Origin of the sequence: Streptomyces sp. NPDC093568 (assembly GCF_044764945.1) — a bacterium.
GTDB lineage: Bacteria > Actinomycetota > Actinomycetes > Streptomycetales > Streptomycetaceae > Streptomyces.
Window position 1 is genome coordinate 388,189 of record NZ_JBIWJD010000005.1, and the last position, 15,402, is coordinate 403,590.

Consider the following 15,402-nt stretch of genomic DNA (forward strand, 5'->3'; position numbering starts at 1 on the left):
CACCGAGGGCGCCGAGGGCGCGTGGGCCGCGCGCCAGGCCGCCGCCAAGCAGGCGTACTTCGAGTGGATGCCGGTGCGTCCGGCCGTCGCCGGCACCACATACCGCCGGCTGCGCTTCGGCAAGCTCGCCGACCTGTCCCTGCTGGACCTGCGCTCCTTCCGCTCCGAGCAGGTCAAGGTCGGCAACGGCGACGTCGACGACCCGGACCGCACGCTCACCGGGCGCGCCCAACTGGACTGGCTGAAGGCGGGCCTGAAGTCCTCCGACACCACCTGGCGGCTGGTCGGCAACTCGGTGATGATCGCGCCGTTCGCGATCGGCTCCCTCTCCGCGGACCTGCTCAAGCCGCTGGCCAAGCTGCTCGGCCTGCCGCAGGAGGGCCTCGCCCTCAACACCGACCAGTGGGACGGCTACACGGACGACCGCCGCGAGCTGCTCGCCCATCTGCGCTCGAACGCGATCCGCAACACCGTGTTCCTGACCGGCGACATCCACATGGCGTGGGCCAACGACGTACCGGTGAACGCCGGCACCTACCCGCTGTCCGCGTCCGCGGCCACGGAGTTCGTCGTCACGTCGGTCACCTCCGACAACCTCGACGACATCGTGAAGGTCCCCGAGGGCACCGTCTCCGCGATCGCCTCGCCGCTCATCCGGGCCGCCAACCGGCACGTCCACTGGGTCGACACCGACCGCCACGGCTACGGAATCCTGGACATCACGGCCGACCGCGCGCAGATGGACTACTACGTCCTGGCCGACAAGACCAAGCAGGACTCCGGCGCTTCCTGGGCGCGTTCGTACCGCACCCGCAGCGGCACGCAGAAGGTCGAGCGCACCTACGACCCTGTGTAAGCCCTGTGCCTCAAGGTCGATTTTCGGCCACTCCTGGCCCGTTTGCGGGCCGTTAACCGGAGATCACATCGCTACGGCGGGTGGTGCGAGTCGCGTCCCGAATACGGACACACCACCCGCCCGGGCAGCGGAACCCGTTACACCGCGATCTCGCACTCCGGACAGTTGATCATTCACTTACCCCAAATACCCCTATCTGCCGGGCATTTGATTGGGCCTGATCGATTCTCTTCGGACATGGGCATGTCCACGTAATGTCCGGGCGGCGGCCAGGAAGACCCCTGCGCCCTCTCCCCAACGCATCAGCCAGGAGTCAGCATGCGTGTGCTTGCCCGAATATCCCCCCTTACGCGCAGACGTGTTCTCGCCACGACCGCGGTGGCCGGAACCTTGATGCTCACTCCGCTGTCGGCCCCCACCACAGTCGCGGCGGCCCAGGCTCCGGCCGCCGACTGCGCCGAGGAGACCGGCCACGCCGCGGCCCGCGAGGCCCACCCCGGACACGCCGGCGAGGCCGTCGCCGAGCCCAACGAGGTCAGCGCGGCCAAGGCCCAGGCGATGGACGCCGATCTGCGGAAGAAGCTCGACAAGCTGCCCGCCACCGGCAACCGCAGCCTCGCGGCGGCCGCCTCGACCACCATCCCGGTCTACTTCCACGTCATCCACGACGGCGCGACCGGACAGCTCGACGCCGCCGACATCAACGCCCAGATCAACGTCCTGAACGCGGCCTACGCCGGCCAGGGCACCGGAAACGTCGACTCCGGCTACCAGTTCACCCTGGCCGGCACCGACTACACCGACAACGCGGCCTGGTACGGCGTCGGTTACGGCTCGCCGGAGGAGAAGGCGATGAAGTCCGCCCTGCGCAAGGGCGGCGCGGGCGCGCTCAACGTCTACACCGCCAACCTCGGCGACGGTCTCCTCGGCTGGGCGACCTTCCCCAGCTCCTACAAGTCGAGCCCGTCCATGGACGGCGTGGTCCTCCTCGACGCCTCACTGCCGGGCGGCTCGGCCACCCACTACGACGAGGGCGACACCGCGACCCACGAGGTCGGCCACTGGATGGGCCTGTACCACACCTTCCAGGGCGGCTGTAACGGCAACGGCGACTACGTCGAGGACACCCCGGCCGAGAAGAGCGCCGCGTACGAGTGCCCGGAGGGACGGGACACCTGCACCCGCAAGGCGGGCGCGGACCCGATCCCCAACTTCATGGACTACACGTACGACGTCTGCATGTACCAGTTCACCGCGGGCCAGGTGACCCGCATGCAGCAGAACTGGGCGGCGTACCGGGCGGCGGGCTGAGCCTAGAGGGACTCCAGGAAGCCGAGCGCCACCCGCCAGGTGGCCTCGGCGGCCTCCTCGTCGTAGTCCGGCAGGTCGGGGTCGGTGTAGATGTGGCCGGCCCCGGCGTATCTGTACACCTCGACGTCGGCGCCCGCCCTGCCCATCTGGAGATACCAGGCGCTCAGCCAGTCGTCAGTCTCGAACGGGTCGGGCTCGGCGACATGGAGCTGCACCGGCAGGTCGTCCACCTCGACGCCCGCCGCGATGTCCGAGGTGCCGTGCAGGAGCAGCAGTCCGCGTGCCTTCTCGTCGCCGAGCGCGAGCGTCTGGGCGACGGAGGCGCCGAGCGAGAACCCGGCGTACACGAGGCCTCGCTCCGAGTAGGGCGCGGCGGCGAGCACGGCCCGCTTCAGCAGCTCGTCCTTGCCGATCCGCTCGTTGAACTCCATGCCCTCCTCGACCGTCTCGAAGGTGTGCCCCTCGAAGAGGTCCGGCGTCCACACCTCGTGTCCGGCGGCACGCAGCCGGTCCGCGGCCTGGCGCACCGCGGGCCTGAGGCCGTAGGTCGAGTGAAACAGCATGATGTTCATGAGGCCATGGTGCCAGCCGGGTACGACAGCGCCGTGACGACCGCCTCACCGACGCACATGTTCATGACCCCCCTTCGCTGGTTACGTTCGAAGGCATGGAGAACATACTCCGCCCGCTGATCGTGGTCGGCGGCTCGGTTCTGCTCACCCTTGTCATCGGGTGGGCCACCGACCGTCTGATGCGCAAGGCCGACGAACGGCACAGTGAGACGCCCCTGTGGGGTCTGCTGCGCCGCGCCCGCGTGCCCTGGCAGCTCGTGCTGTGCGCGGCCCTGCTGAGAGGGTCGTACGACGAGGCACAGCTGCTGGAGGAGCACAAGGTCGCCATCGGCCGGGTGCTGACGCTGGTACTGATCGGGGCGGCCGCCTGGCTCGCGATACGGATCGTGGCGGCGGTCGTGGAGACCTCGTACAGCCGCTATGCCCGCGTCCACCGGGACGCCGCCCGGGTCCGCCGGGTGCGCACCCAGGTGACGCTGATCATGCGGGTCGTCTCGGCCGTCGTCGGCGTGGTGGCGGTCGCCGCGATGCTGCTGACGTTCCCGGCGTTCCGCGCGGCCGGCGCCTCGCTGCTGGCCTCGGCCGGCATCCTCGGCATCGTCGCCGGTGTGGCGGCGCAGTCCACGCTGAGCAACATGTTCGCGGGGCTGCAGATCGCCTTCGGCGACATGGTGCGCATCGGGGACACGGTCGTCGTGGACGGCGAGTGGGGCACGGTCGAGGAGATCACGCTGACGTTCCTGACCGTGCGGACGTGGGACGAGCGCCGGATCACGATGCCTGTGTCGTACTTCACCTCCAAGGCCTTCGAGAACTGGTCGCGCGGCGGCGCCCAGATGACCGGCACCGTCTTCCTGCACGTCGACCACTCGGCGCCGATGGAGGCCATGCGCGAGCAACTGCGCGACATCCTGCGCGCGTGCCCGGCGTGGGACGGCCGCGACTACGGACTGGTCGTCACCGACTCCACCCCGAGCACCATGGAGGTGCGGGCGCTGGTCACCGCCAAGGACGCGGACGACCTGTGGACGGTGCGGGTCGCGGTGCGCGAGCAGCTGATCCACTGGCTGAGCGAGAAGCACCCGTACGCGCTGCCCCGCGTCAACGCGGCGGACGCGGCCCTGCCGCCCGGCTACCCGGTCCCCAGCCGGATACCGACGGCCCGCCGCACCCACCAGCACGACCACCAGCCGGCGGCCCGCCCGGACCGCCTGTGACCGCGCCCGCCGCGCTCAGTGACCGCGTTCGGCCCCGCCGTTCACCTGGATGATCTGCGAGGTGATGTGCCCGGCGCCGTGGGACGCCAGCCAGTGCAGGGTGGCGGCGACGTCCCCCGGCGTGCCGGCGCGCCCGGTCGAGGTCTCCCCGACGAGCCGGGCGCGCCGCTCCTCGTCCATGCCGTCGCCGAAGAACTCCGTGTCCTCGACGTAGCCGGGCGCGACCACGTTCACGGTGATCCCGCGCGGCCCCAACTGCCGCGCCAGATCATGGGCGTACGGGTGCAGCGCGGCCTTGGACGCCGCGTACGCCCCGCTGCCGGACCCCCGGAAAGCCGCGATGGAGCTGAGGAACAGCACCCGCCCGCCGGGGTCGGCGAGCCGGTCCTTCAGCGCCTCGGTGAGCAGGGCGGCCGTCAGGGTGTTGAGGCCGAAGTTGAGGGTCCAGTTGTGCAGGACGACGTCGAGGGGCTCGTCGCTGTCCACCTTGGGCTCCAGGTACCCGGAGCCGCCGGCACTGTGGATCAGCACGTCCACGGTGCCGAGCTCCGCCGCCACGAACCGCTCGACGCCCCGCACCCCGCGCGGCCTGCTCAGATCCGCCGCGTAGGTGAGGGCCCCGGGCACCCCGGCCTCCTCCAGCACCTCGGCGCGTCTGCCGAGCAGCAGCACCCGGTCCCCGTCCGCCGCGAACAGCTGCGCCGCCGCGAGCCCGATCCCCGTACCGCCACCACTGATCACCACGTTGCGAGCCATGATCAGATCGTACGAAACGACGAGCCCCGGCGGCGCGATCACCTCAGACTGCGCACGTCCAAATGCCGCAGCACCCGGTCCACCACCTCGGGGTCGGCCCCCGGCTCGCTGCGCGCCGCCAGCACCTCGTGGCGCGCGGCGCTCAGCATCTCGCCCTGGATCCGCCGCACCCGCTTCAGCCGCCGCGCCCGCTGGTGATGGGCCTCGCGCCGCTCCTCCTCCCCCATGTCCGGGCTGATCCGCAGCCCGATGTCGAACGCCCGCCGCAGCATCTGCTCGGAGAGTTCCTCCGGCAGCTCCTCGACGGTCTCGATCTCCCTGAGCCGGCGCTTGGCGGCCTTCGCCGCACGCACCGCCAGCTGCTTCTCGAACTCCTTCTCCCGCGCGCTGTCGGCGCGCACCCCGAGCCGCCGCACCAGCCACGGCAGGGTCAGCCCCTGCACCACCAGCGTCGCCATGATCACCCCGAAGGCGATGAAGATGATCTCGTTGCGGTTGGGGAAGGGGTCGCCCGCGTCGGTCTCCAGGGGGATGGCCAGCGCCAGGGCGACGGACGCCACACCGCGCATCCCCGACCACCACATCACGACGGTCTCCCGCCAGCTGACCGGGATCTCCTCGTCGACGTCCCGCTTGGCGTGCAGCCGCTTGGTGAGCCAGGTGGCCGGCAGCAGCCACAGCAGCCGCACCGCCACGACGACCCCGACCACCGTGGCCGCCCAGCCGAGCATCTCCTGCCAGCGACCGGACGCCGTGCTCACCGCGATGTGCAGTTCGAGCCCGATCAGCCCGAACGCCACGCCGGTGACCAGCGTGTCGACGATGTCCCAGAAGGTGTGCCCGGCGAGCCGCGTCATCACGTCGTCGGCGTCGGTGGCGTACTCGGCGAGGAACATGGCGGTGACCAGCACGGCGAGCACACCGGAGCCGTGCAGCTCCTCCGCCAGCACGTACGAGGCGTACGGCACGAGCAGCGAGAGCCCGATCTGCAGGGTCGCGTCCCCCAGCAGGTCCATCAGCTTGTAGGCGCCCCAGCCGAGGGCGAGCCCGACGGCCAGTGCGACGACGGCGGAGAGAACGAGATCGAGCCCCGCCTCCCACGCGGTGAAGCTGCCGCTGACGGCGGCCGCGATGGCCACGTGGTACAGCACGATGGCGGTGACGTCGTTGAAGAGCCCCTCGCCCTCCAGGATGGACACCAGTCGCCTCGGCAGCCCGAGTTGCCCGGCGACGGCGGTGGCGGCGACCGGATCGGGCGGCGCGACGAGCGCGCCCAGCGCCACGGCGGCCGCCAGCGGCAGCCCCGGCACGATCGCGTGGGCGACCGCGGCCACGCACAGCGTCGTGACGAAGACCAAAGCCACGGCCAGCAGGAAGATGGGCCGCACGTTCGCCGCGAACTGGCGCCACGAGGTGCGCCGCACGGCCGCGTACAGCAACGGCGGCAACAGCAGCGGAAGGATGAGATCCGGCGGTACGTCGACGTTCGGCACGAAGTCGAGCAGCGCGAGGACGATCCCGAGCAGGGTCATCAGCACCGGCGCCGGCAACCCGAACCGGTCCCCCACCGGGACACTCACCACGGCCCCGAGCAACAGCAGGAACAACAGGGCCAACTGATCCACGGTCAGCGCTCCGGTGACATCGGCATCCACAAGGCAGACCTCAAGCCTGCCACGCCGCCCTTTCCACCAGCGCTTACGGGCCCTCGGCTACAGAGCGCGCCGCATCGCCCGGTGCGGTATCCCCGCGTCCGGGAACTCCGGCCCGTACGCCACGTACCCCAGCCGCTCGTAGAACCCCATCGCATGCGTCTGCGCGTGCAGGTCCACGGCCGCCAGCCCACGCGCGCGTGCCGCCTCCTCGATCGCCCGCACCAGGGCCGCGCCGACGCCGAGCCCCCGCGCCGCCCGGTTCACCGCGAGCCGCCCCAGCGACCCCACCGAGGGATCGCCGTCGACCTTGGCCGCGGCCGCCTCGCCGTACAGCAGCCGCCCGGTCCCGAGCGGCAGCCCGTCGTCCCGGACCGCCAGCACATGCACCGCGTCGGCGTCGTAGGCGTCGTACTCGATCTCCTGCGGGACGCCCTGCTCGACGACGAAGACCTCCTTGCGCACCGCGAAGCACGCCTCGCGGTCGGCGGGGTCTTCGGCGACCCGCACGGCATACGGCGGGACAGCGGACGCGGAGGACTCGGCGGACGCGGAGGTCATGCCCACGTCTCCTCGCGGACCTGGTCCAGGGCCTTCTGCAGGTCGGCCGGGTAGTCGCTCTCGAACTCGACCCACGCCCCGTCCCCCGGGTGCTCGAAGCCGAGCCGCACGGCGTGCAGCCACTGGCGGGTCAGCCGGAGCCGCTTGGCGAGCGTCGGGTCGGCGCCGTAGGTGAGGTCGCCCACGCAGGGGTGGCGGTGGGCCGCCATGTGCACACGGATCTGGTGGGTGCGGCCCGTCTCCAGCTTCACGTCGAGCAGCGAGGCCGCACGGAAGGCCTCGATGAGGTCGTAGTGCGTGACGGACGGCTTGCCGTCGGCCGTGACCGCCCACTTGTAGTCGTGGTTGGGGTGACGGCCGATGGGGGCGTCGATGGTTCCGCTGGTCGGGTCGGGGTGGCCCTGGACGAGCGTGTGGTAGCGCTTGTCGACCGTGCGCTCCTTGAACTGGCGCTTGAGCGAGGTGTACGCGCGCTCGGACTTGGCGACGGCCATGAGTCCCGAAGTGCCCACGTCGAGCCGGTGCACGATGCCCTGGCGCTCGGCGGCCCCGGACGTCGAGATCCGGTACCCGGCGGCGGCGAGCCCGCCGATGACCGTCGGCCCGGACCAGCCGGGGCTCGGGTGGGCCGCGACGCCGACCGGCTTGACGATCACGACCACGTCATCGTCGTCGTGCACGATCTCCATGCCCTCGACCGGCTCGGCGACGATCTGCACCGGGGCGGGCGCGCCCGGCATCTCGACCTCCAGCCAGGCCCCGCCGTGCACGCGCTCGGACTTGCCGACCACGGTGCCGTCCACCTGGACCTTGCCCGCCGCGGCCAGCTCGGCCGCCTTGGTCCTGGAGAAGCCGAACATGCGGGAGATGGCGGCGTCGACGCGCTCGCCCTCCAGGCCGTCCGGCACGGGCAGGGTACGGATCTCGGGAATCGTGCTCACCCGACGAGTATGCCGGACGGGTCCGACAACACCGTCCGCCGGTCTGTGCGCTCAGTCCTTGTGCACGGTGCCGTCGGGGTCCAGCCCCCGGAACGACAGCAGCACGATCAGGATGCCGCCGCACACGATCGCCGAGTCGGCGAGGTTGAACACGGCGAAGTGCTTGGGCGCGATGAAGTCCACGACCGCGCCCTCGAAGACGCCCGGCGAGCGGAAGATCCGGTCGGTGAGGTTGCCGAGCGCGCCGCCGAGCAGCAGGCCGAGCGCGATCGCCCAGGGCAGGCTGTACAGCTTGCGGGCGAGCCGGGCGATCACCACGATCACGGCCGCCGCGATCACCGTGAAGATCACGGTGAAGGCCTCGCCGAAGCCGAAGGCCGCGCCCGCGTTGCGGATCGCCTCGAACTTCAGCCAGTCCCCGATGATCTCGATCGGCGGGTGGTGCTCCAGCTTGGCGACGACGATCATCTTGCTGATCAGGTCGAGGGCGTACGCGAACGCGGCGACGCCGAACAGCACGGCGATCCGGCGCCTGCCCCGGGGCCGCTCGGCCGTGGTCCCGGCGTCGCCGGCGGCCTTCGCGCCCGCGTCGGACTGCTCCGGCTCGGTTCCCGCCGGCTCTGGGGTATCCGGCGTACCGATGATGCGCTCCGCCTCTGCCACGTGAGTCCCTCAACCTAGGTACCTGACTGAGGACGAGAGTACGGCACGCCCCGAGGCACCCGCTGACCGGTCAGTACCGCCGTTCCTGCTTCTGCTTGCACTCCACGCACAGGGTCGCGCGCGGGAAGGCCTGCATGCGGGCCTTGCCGATCGGGTTGCCGCAGTTCTCGCACAGTCCGTAGGTGCCGGCGTCGAGCCGCTCCAGGGCCCGCTCGGTCTGGATGAGCATCTCCTGCGCGTTGGCGGCGAGCGCCAGCTCGTGCTCGCGCGTGATGTTCTTGGCGCCGGTGTCGGCCTGGTCGTCGCCCGCGCCGTCCCCGGAGTCCCGCATCAGGCCGACCAGGGACTGCTCGGAGGACGTGATCTCCTCGCGCAGCCGCATCACCTCGGCCATCAGCTCGGCCCGTGCCTCCTCGACCTCCTCCGGGGTCCAGGGGTCCTCACCGGGGCGTACCGCGAGCTCGCCGGGCTCCGCCGCGGCGGAGATGCGTGCCTTGGGAACGGCGGTCTTGGCCGCCGTGGCCGTGCCAGGGGTCTTCTTCGCAACCACCGTCGTGGCTCCCGTCTGCTCCGCGGCCTGCGCCGCGCCCACCTTCTTGACCCTGCTCTCGGCGACCGCACCTTTCCCGGCCGCCCCCTGCGCGCCCACGCTCCGCTTGGCCGCGCTCTTCCTGGAGGCGCTCTTCTTCGCTGTGCTCTTCTTGGCGACGCTTCCCGCGGCCTCCTTGTCCGGCCTGCCGGCCTTGCCCTCTACGACGCTCCTCGCGGCGACCGCCTCGTCGGCCACCGCCTGCGCAGCCGCGGTCTTCTTCCCGGCCGCGCGTGCCTTGGAAGCGGACGCCTTCTTGACCGCGGCCTTGTCGGCACCGGCCTTCCCGGCTCCGCCCTTGTCGGCACCGGCCTTCCCGGCTCCACCCTTCTCAGCACCGGCCTTCCCGGCTCCACCCTTCTCAGCACGGGCCTTCCCGGCTCCACCCTTCTCAGCACTGGCCTTCTCGGCACCGCCCTTCTCAGCACGGGCCTTCTCGGCACCGCCCTTCCTGGCAGCGGTTTCCTTCGGTGCCGTCTTCGATACGACGGCCTTCTTCCCGGCCGCCGCAGAAGCCTCCGCCTTGGCAGCGACCGCTTTCTTACCGACCGTCCTGCCGACCGCCTTCCCAGCCGTCTTCCCGGCGCCCTGCGCGCCCCGCACGCCCCCGCCCTTCTCCTTCCCGGCCTTCTTCGCCGCCACCTCTCCCCCGGCGGCCCCCCGGACCGTCTTCACCGGCTTCCCGCCCCGCACACCCCCCTGCGCACCCTTCTTCCCACCCACGTCCTTGGCCGCACCGCCGGAGGCATCCGCATGTGTGGACCTGCTCGACGCCGACTGCTGTACGGCGGGCTTCTTCGCCACCATGCCGCGGCCCCTTCACATATTGTGATCTTGCACGCGAATCGTGCTGGGACGATAAATCGACTTGAGTCCCGCGGCAACGGGGCACACCGCCCGATTCGCCCGCCTCGCGCACGTCGCGCGGCCGACCTGCATGCGTTGTGCCCAGCTCCCCGCGGGGTATGCAACCGAGCCGGACGTCCCAGAATCCGAACACGCGTACCGGACCATTCGAGTCACCGCGAGCCAGGCCCTCCCTCCGCCCTCACCCCTCGGAAATACGGTCGGCCGCTGTCCGCGCGGCGCCGTACACTGGGCGGAGCGAAAAGCGTGGATGGGGACGAGTAGCGGCGTACGCAGCCCAGAGCGACCCGGGGACGGTGTGAGCCCGGGGGCGAGCGCGACGTGAAGATCACCCCGGAGCCGCCGGAAGAAAGCCGCAGCCGAAGCGCAGCGGCGAGTAGAGCCGGCATCGCGACCCCAATGAGGGGGCTCGCCGACGCACACCCCGCGTCGGAGGGCCAAGGAGGGTGGTACCGCGGGAGCGCGCCGAAACCGGCGTACCGAAAGACTCGGCTCTCGTCCCTCCGGACGGAAGGCAGCAAGTCCGCCGGAGGAAGCTCGCTGATGACAACGCCGACGTACCGCCAGGTGCCCGCCCAGGTCGACCTGCCCGCGCTCGAGCACGCGGTGCTCGAATTCTGGCGCGAGCAGAAGATCTTCGCCAAGAGCCTGGAGCAGTCCGAGGGCCGCCCCGAGTGGGTGTTCTACGAGGGCCCGCCCACCGCCAACGGCATGCCCGGCGCCCACCACATCGAGGCCCGCGTCTTCAAGGACGTCTTCCCCCGCTTCCGCACCATGCGCGGCTACCACGTGGCCCGCAAGGCCGGCTGGGACTGCCACGGCCTCCCGGTGGAGCTGGCGGTCGAGAAGGAGCTCGGCTTCTCCGGCAAGAAGGACATCGAGGCGTACGGCATCGCCGAGTTCAACGCCAAGTGCCGCGAGTCCGTGCTGCGCCACACCGACGCCTTCTCCGACCTGACGACCCGCATGGGCTACTGGGTCGACCTCGACGACGCCTACGTCACGATGGAGCCCGAGTACATCGAGTCCGTCTGGTGGTCGCTGAAGGAGATCTTCAACAAGGGCCTGCTGGTCCAGGACCACCGCGTCGCCCCGTGGTGCCCGCGCTGCGGCACCGGCCTGTCCGACCACGAGCTGGCGCAGGGCTACGAGACGGTCGTCGACCCGTCCGTGTACGTCCGTTTCCCGCTCACCTCCGGTCCGCTGGCCGGCGAGGCCGCGCTCCTGGTCTGGACGACCACGCCCTGGACGCTCGTCTCCAACACGGCCGTGGCCGCCCACCCCGAGGTCACCTACGTCGTCGCGACCAACGGCGAGGAGAAGCTCGTCGTCGCCGAGCCGCTGGTCGCCAAGGCGCTCGGCGAGGGCTGGGAGACCACCGGGCAGTCCTTCACCGGCGCCGAGATGGAGCGCTGGACGTATCAACGCCCCTTCGAGCTCGTGGAGTTCCCGGAGACCGAGGGCGGCACCCACTACGTGGTCAACGCCGAGTACGTCACCACCGAGGACGGCACGGGTCTGGTCCACCAGTCCCCCGCCTTCGGTGAGGACGACCTCAAGGTCTGCCGCGCGTACGGCCTGCCTGTCGTGAACCCTGTCCGCCCGGACGGCACCTTCGAGGAGGACGTCCCCCTCGTCGGCGGCGTCTTCTTCAAGAAGGCGGACGAAAAGCTCACCGAGGACCTCCAGCAGCGCGGCCTCCTCTTCCGGCACATCCCGTACGAGCACAGCTACCCGCACTGCTGGCGCTGCCACACCGCGCTCCTCTACTACGCGCAGCCGTCCTGGTACATCCGCACCACGGCCATCAAGGACCGCCTCCTCCAGGAGAACGAGGACACCAACTGGTTCCCGGAGACGGTCAAGCACGGCCGCTACGGCGACTGGCTGAACAACAACATCGACTGGGCGCTGTCCCGCAACCGCTACTGGGGCACCCCGCTGCCGATCTGGCGCTGCGAGGACGACCACCTCACGGTCGTCGGCTCCCGCGCGGAGCTCACCGAGCTGACCGGCACCGACCAGTCGGGCCTGGACCCGCACCGCCCGTACATCGACGACGTCACCTTCGACTGCCCGCAGTGCGCCCAGACGGCCACCCGCGTGCCGGAGGTCATCGACGCCTGGTACGACTCGGGTTCCATGCCGTTCGCGCAGTGGGGCTACCCGTACAAGAACAAGGAACTGTTCGAGGCCCGCTACCCGGCGCAGTTCATCTGCGAGGCCATCGACCAGACCCGCGGCTGGTTCTACACGCTGATGGCGATCGGCACCCTGGTCTTCGACAAGTCGTCGTACGAGAACGTCGTCTGCCTCGGCCACATCCTCGCCGAGGACGGCCGCAAGATGTCCAAGCACCTGGGCAACATCCTCCAGCCGATCCCGCTGATGGACCAGCACGGCGCCGACGCGGTGCGCTGGTTCATGGCGGCCGGCGGCTCCCCGTGGGCGGCACGCCGCGTGGGCCACGGCACGATCCAGGAGGTCGTCCGCAAGACGCTCCTGACGTACTGGAACACGGTGGCCTTCCAGGCCCTGTACGCCCGTACGTCGAACTGGGCGCCGTCCGCGGCCGACCCGGCCCCGGCCGACCGCCCGGTCCTGGACCGCTGGCTGCTGTCCGAACTGCACGCGCTCACCGACCAGGTGACACAGGCCCTGGACGCCTACGACACCCAGCGCGCCGGCAAGCTCCTCTCGGCGTTCGTCGACGACCTGTCCAACTGGTACGTCCGCCGGTCGCGTCGCCGCTTCTGGCAGGGCGACAAGGCGGCGCTGCGCACGCTGCACGAGGTCGTCGAGACGGTCACGAAGCTGATGGCCCCGCTGACCCCGTTCATCACCGAGCGGGTCTGGCAGGACCTGATCGTGCCGGTGTCCCCGGGCGCCCCGGAGTCGGTGCACCTCGCGTCCTGGCCGGAGGCGGACCTGGCGGCGATCGACCCGGAGCTGTCGAAGCAGATGGTCCTCGTGCGCCGGCTGGTCGAGCTGGGCCGCGCCACGCGCGCGGAGTCCGGCGTGAAGACCCGCCAGCCGCTGTCCCGGGCGCTCATCGCGGCGACGGGCTTCGCCGCCCTCGACCCCGAGTTGCACACGCAGATCACGGAGGAGCTGAACGTCAGCGCGCTCGCCTCCCTGTCCGAGGTCGGCGGCAGCCTGGTGGACACCACCGCCAAGGCCAACTTCCGCGCCCTGGGCAAGCGGTTCGGCAAGCGCGTCCAGGACGTGGCGAAGGCCGTCGCGAACGCGGACGCGGCGGCCCTGTCCCTGGCCCTGCGCGAGGGCACGGCGTCGGTGGAGGTCGACGGTGAGACGGTCACGCTCGCCCCGGACGAGGTGATCATCACCGAGACCCCGCGCGAGGGTTGGTCGGTCGCCTCCGACTCGGGCGCGACGGTCGCCCTCGACCTGGAGATCACGGAGGAGCTGCGCCGGGCGGGCCTCGCCCGTGACGCGATCCGCCTGATCCAGGAGGCCCGCAAGAACAGCGGCCTCGACGTGGCCGACCGGATCGCCCTGCGCTGGACGGCGACGGACCCGGCGACGATCGCGGCCCTGACCGGGCACAGCGAGCTCATCGCCGACGAGGTCCTGGCGACGGACTTCGCCCAGGGCGAGGCGGACGACACCTACGGCTCCGCCTTCACGGACGAGGGCCTGACCCTCACCTTCCGCCTGCGCAAGGTGTAGCCCGAAGGGCACCGCACGCCGAAGGCCCGGTACCGCCAAAGAATCTTGGTGGTACCGGGCCTTCGGCGTTGCGTACGTCGGACACCCCACCCAACGCCGAACAAGCACCGCAAACTCCGGGCGCACACAGAGCAAAAGGGCGGGGCCCCGGATCAAATCCGGGGCCCCGCCCTGAACGCTGCCGACGCCTACGGCGTACTACCAACCGTCAGTTGTCGTCCTCGTCGATGAGGAACCCGCGCATCGGCGACGGGGCCTGACCCATGGGGCCCGGACCCTGCGGCCGGACCGGAGCCATCGGCTGGGTCATCGCCGGGGACATCTGCTGCTGACCGCCGTAGGACGGAGCAGCCGGGGACGGGGCGCCGCCCATGCCCTGGTTGCCTCCGTAGGACGGGGCACTCGCGCCGGCCGGTGCCATGGAGGGCGCCGGGGACGGCGGGAGCGACGCGGTCGCCGGAGTGCGCGGCGGGGCGAGCGAGTCGTCCGCCTGGGTCTCCAGCTGGCGCAGCTGGGACTCGAGGTAGGACTTCAGTCGCGTGCGGTACTCGCGCTCGAAGCCGCGCAGGTCCTCGACCTTGCGCTCCAGCGTGGCGCGAGCGGACTCCAGGGAGCCCATCGCGACGCGGTGCTTCTCCTGCGCGTCCCGCTCCAGGGCGTCAGCCTTGGCACGGGCGTCCCGCTCGAGACCCTCGGCACGCGAACGCGCCTCGCCGACGATCTTGTTGGCCTCGGAACGGGCCTCGGCGATCGCCTGGTCGGCGGTCTGCTGCGCGAGCGACAGAACGCGTGCGGCGCTGTCGCCGCCGGGGCCGCCCTGACCGGGACCGCCCATCGGGCCACCCATAGGACCGCCCATGGGGCCGCCCATCTGCTGCATGGGGGGCTGGCCCATCGGCCCCGGACCCTGGCCCATCGGACCGGGACCCTGAGGGCCACCCTGACCGCCGGGACCGGCGGGCAGCTGCGGGGCACCGCTCGGCAGCTGGGGCGGACCACCCATGGGGCCACCCATCTGCTGCTGCGGCGGGCCCGATATGCCGGCGGGTACGGGAGCCCCGGGACCGCGCATGCCCTGCTGAGGCATGCCGCCCTGAGGCATTCCACCCTGCTGGGGCATACCGCCCTGCTGGTCCTGGGGACCGCCGGGACCCTCCGGGGGCTTGCGCATGTTCTGCTGGTTCTGGGCAGCAGCACGCGTGGCCGCGGCCAGCTTGGCGCGCAGGTCCTCGTTCTCGCGGAGCAGGCGCGTCAGTTCGGCTTCGACCTCATCGAGGAAGGCATCGACCTCGTCCTCGTCATAGCCTTCTCGGAGGCGGACGGTCGTGAACTGCTTGTTCCGCACGTCCTCGGGGGTCAACGGCATCTCTTCACCTCAACGTAGTCGTCGGCAGTCGGCAAGACCGTATCTGTCACATCGTTCACATCGCGCTCCGTACAAGGGTGATCAGGATGTAGACGATGATCATCAGTACGAAGAAGGACAGGTCGAGCGCCACGCCCCCGAGACGCAGCGGCGGGATGAACCGCCGCAGAAGCTTCAGCGGTGGATCAGTGACAGTGTAGGTGGCCTCCAGAACGACCACCATCGCCTTGCCGGGTTGCCATGAGCGGGCGAACTGGAAGACGTAGTCCATGACCAACCGGAAGATGAGCACGATGAGGAACACCATCAGCGCGATATAGAGAACCTGCATGACCACGCTCATGTCTGGTGCTTCCCTCTC

Annotated in this window: 13 protein-coding genes; 4 read left to right on the top strand and 9 right to left on the bottom strand. The window is 70.7% G+C overall.

The window, feature by feature from the left end:
• Together ACIRD7_RS22465 and ACIRD7_RS22470 are read left to right on the top strand one after the other, a co-directional pair.
• Window positions 1-856 (top strand): alkaline phosphatase D family protein (locus ACIRD7_RS22465; protein WP_403455898.1); only part of this gene is annotated, 856 nt, incomplete at its 5' end.
• Between the two features lie 318 nt (window positions 857-1,174).
• A complete protein-coding gene (locus ACIRD7_RS22470) occupies window positions 1,175-2,167 on the top strand; it encodes a zinc metalloprotease (protein ID WP_403455901.1) in 993 nt (330 codons plus the stop codon).
• Between the two features lie 2 nt (window positions 2,168-2,169).
• Here the strand turns inward: ACIRD7_RS22470 and ACIRD7_RS22475 are convergent, their stop codons facing one another.
• Window positions 2,170-2,739 carry a dienelactone hydrolase family protein gene (locus tag ACIRD7_RS22475; protein WP_403455903.1) on the bottom strand — a complete coding sequence of 190 codons (570 nt, stop codon included), beginning with the start codon at window positions 2,737-2,739 and terminating at the stop codon, window positions 2,170-2,172.
• Window positions 2,740-2,834: 95 nt separating this feature from the next.
• Here ACIRD7_RS22475 and ACIRD7_RS22480 point away from each other — a divergent pair, with 95 nt between their 5' ends.
• Entirely contained in the window at window positions 2,835-3,956 is a 1,122-nt protein-coding gene (locus ACIRD7_RS22480; protein ID WP_403455905.1) for a mechanosensitive ion channel family protein, read from the top strand.
• A gap of 15 nt (window positions 3,957-3,971) precedes the next feature.
• Here ACIRD7_RS22480 and ACIRD7_RS22485 read toward each other — a convergent pair whose 3' ends face one another.
• From ACIRD7_RS22485 to ACIRD7_RS22510, 6 genes are all read right to left on the bottom strand, one after another.
• Window positions 3,972-4,712: an SDR family NAD(P)-dependent oxidoreductase gene (locus tag ACIRD7_RS22485; RefSeq protein WP_403455908.1), complete on the bottom strand. Its 741-nt coding sequence runs from the start codon at window positions 4,710-4,712 to the stop codon at window positions 3,972-3,974.
• A 38-nt stretch (window positions 4,713-4,750) separates the two neighbouring features.
• Window positions 4,751-6,337 (bottom strand): Na+/H+ antiporter, encoded by a 1,587-nt coding sequence (locus ACIRD7_RS22490; RefSeq protein WP_403456402.1) that lies wholly within the window; start codon window positions 6,335-6,337, stop codon window positions 4,751-4,753.
• Between the two features lie 87 nt (window positions 6,338-6,424).
• Window positions 6,425-6,925 carry a GNAT family N-acetyltransferase gene (locus tag ACIRD7_RS22495; RefSeq protein WP_403455910.1) on the bottom strand — a complete coding sequence of 167 codons (501 nt, stop codon included), beginning with the start codon at window positions 6,923-6,925 and terminating at the stop codon, window positions 6,425-6,427.
• On the bottom strand, window positions 6,922-7,866 hold the full coding sequence (locus ACIRD7_RS22500) for an RluA family pseudouridine synthase (protein ID WP_403455912.1): 945 nt from the start codon (window positions 7,864-7,866) through the stop codon (window positions 6,922-6,924). The genes ACIRD7_RS22495 and ACIRD7_RS22500 overlap by 4 nt, the downstream gene beginning before the upstream one ends.
• A 51-nt stretch (window positions 7,867-7,917) precedes the next feature.
• Complete coding sequence (gene lspA / locus ACIRD7_RS22505) at window positions 7,918-8,529, bottom strand: signal peptidase II (protein ID WP_403455915.1); 612 nt, start codon at window positions 8,527-8,529, stop codon at window positions 7,918-7,920.
• Between the two features lie 70 nt (window positions 8,530-8,599).
• On the bottom strand, window positions 8,600-9,925 hold the full coding sequence (locus tag ACIRD7_RS22510) for a TraR/DksA family transcriptional regulator (protein WP_403455917.1): 1,326 nt from the start codon (window positions 9,923-9,925) through the stop codon (window positions 8,600-8,602).
• Window positions 9,926-10,528: 603 nt separating this feature from the next.
• Between ACIRD7_RS22510 and ileS the strand changes: the two genes are divergently transcribed.
• A complete protein-coding gene (ileS, locus tag ACIRD7_RS22515; protein ID WP_403455920.1) occupies window positions 10,529-13,675 on the top strand; it encodes an isoleucine--tRNA ligase in 3,147 nt (1,048 codons plus the stop codon).
• 208 nt (window positions 13,676-13,883) lie between these two features.
• Here the strand turns inward: ileS and ACIRD7_RS22520 are convergent, their stop codons facing one another.
• Together ACIRD7_RS22520 and ACIRD7_RS22525 are read right to left on the bottom strand one after the other, a co-directional pair.
• On the bottom strand, window positions 13,884-15,041 hold the full coding sequence (locus ACIRD7_RS22520; protein ID WP_403455922.1) for a DivIVA domain-containing protein: 1,158 nt from the start codon (window positions 15,039-15,041) through the stop codon (window positions 13,884-13,886).
• A gap of 55 nt (window positions 15,042-15,096) precedes the next feature.
• Complete coding sequence (locus ACIRD7_RS22525; RefSeq protein WP_403455924.1) at window positions 15,097-15,384, bottom strand: YggT family protein; 288 nt, start codon at window positions 15,382-15,384, stop codon at window positions 15,097-15,099.
• Window positions 15,385-15,402: the final 18 nt, after the last annotated feature.

Coding starts and splice junctions, on each gene's coding strand:
- ACIRD7_RS22470 (WP_403455901.1), top strand. CDS start 1,175: ATGCGTGTGCTTGCCCGAATATCCCCCCTTACGCGCAGACGTGTTCTC.
- ACIRD7_RS22525 (WP_403455924.1), bottom strand. CDS start 15,384: ATGAGCGTGGTCATGCAGGTTCTCTATATCGCGCTGATGGTGTTCCTC.
- ACIRD7_RS22510 (WP_403455917.1), bottom strand. CDS start 9,925: ATGGTGGCGAAGAAGCCCGCCGTACAGCAGTCGGCGTCGAGCAGGTCC.
- ACIRD7_RS22480 (WP_403455905.1), top strand. CDS start 2,835: ATGGAGAACATACTCCGCCCGCTGATCGTGGTCGGCGGCTCGGTTCTG.
- ACIRD7_RS22475 (WP_403455903.1), bottom strand. CDS start 2,739: ATGAACATCATGCTGTTTCACTCGACCTACGGCCTCAGGCCCGCGGTG.
- ACIRD7_RS22485 (WP_403455908.1), bottom strand. CDS start 4,712: ATGGCTCGCAACGTGGTGATCAGTGGTGGCGGTACGGGGATCGGGCTC.
- ACIRD7_RS22495 (WP_403455910.1), bottom strand. CDS start 6,925: ATGACCTCCGCGTCCGCCGAGTCCTCCGCGTCCGCTGTCCCGCCGTAT.
- ACIRD7_RS22520 (WP_403455922.1), bottom strand. CDS start 15,041: ATGCCGTTGACCCCCGAGGACGTGCGGAACAAGCAGTTCACGACCGTC.
- ileS (WP_403455920.1), top strand. CDS start 10,529: ATGACAACGCCGACGTACCGCCAGGTGCCCGCCCAGGTCGACCTGCCC.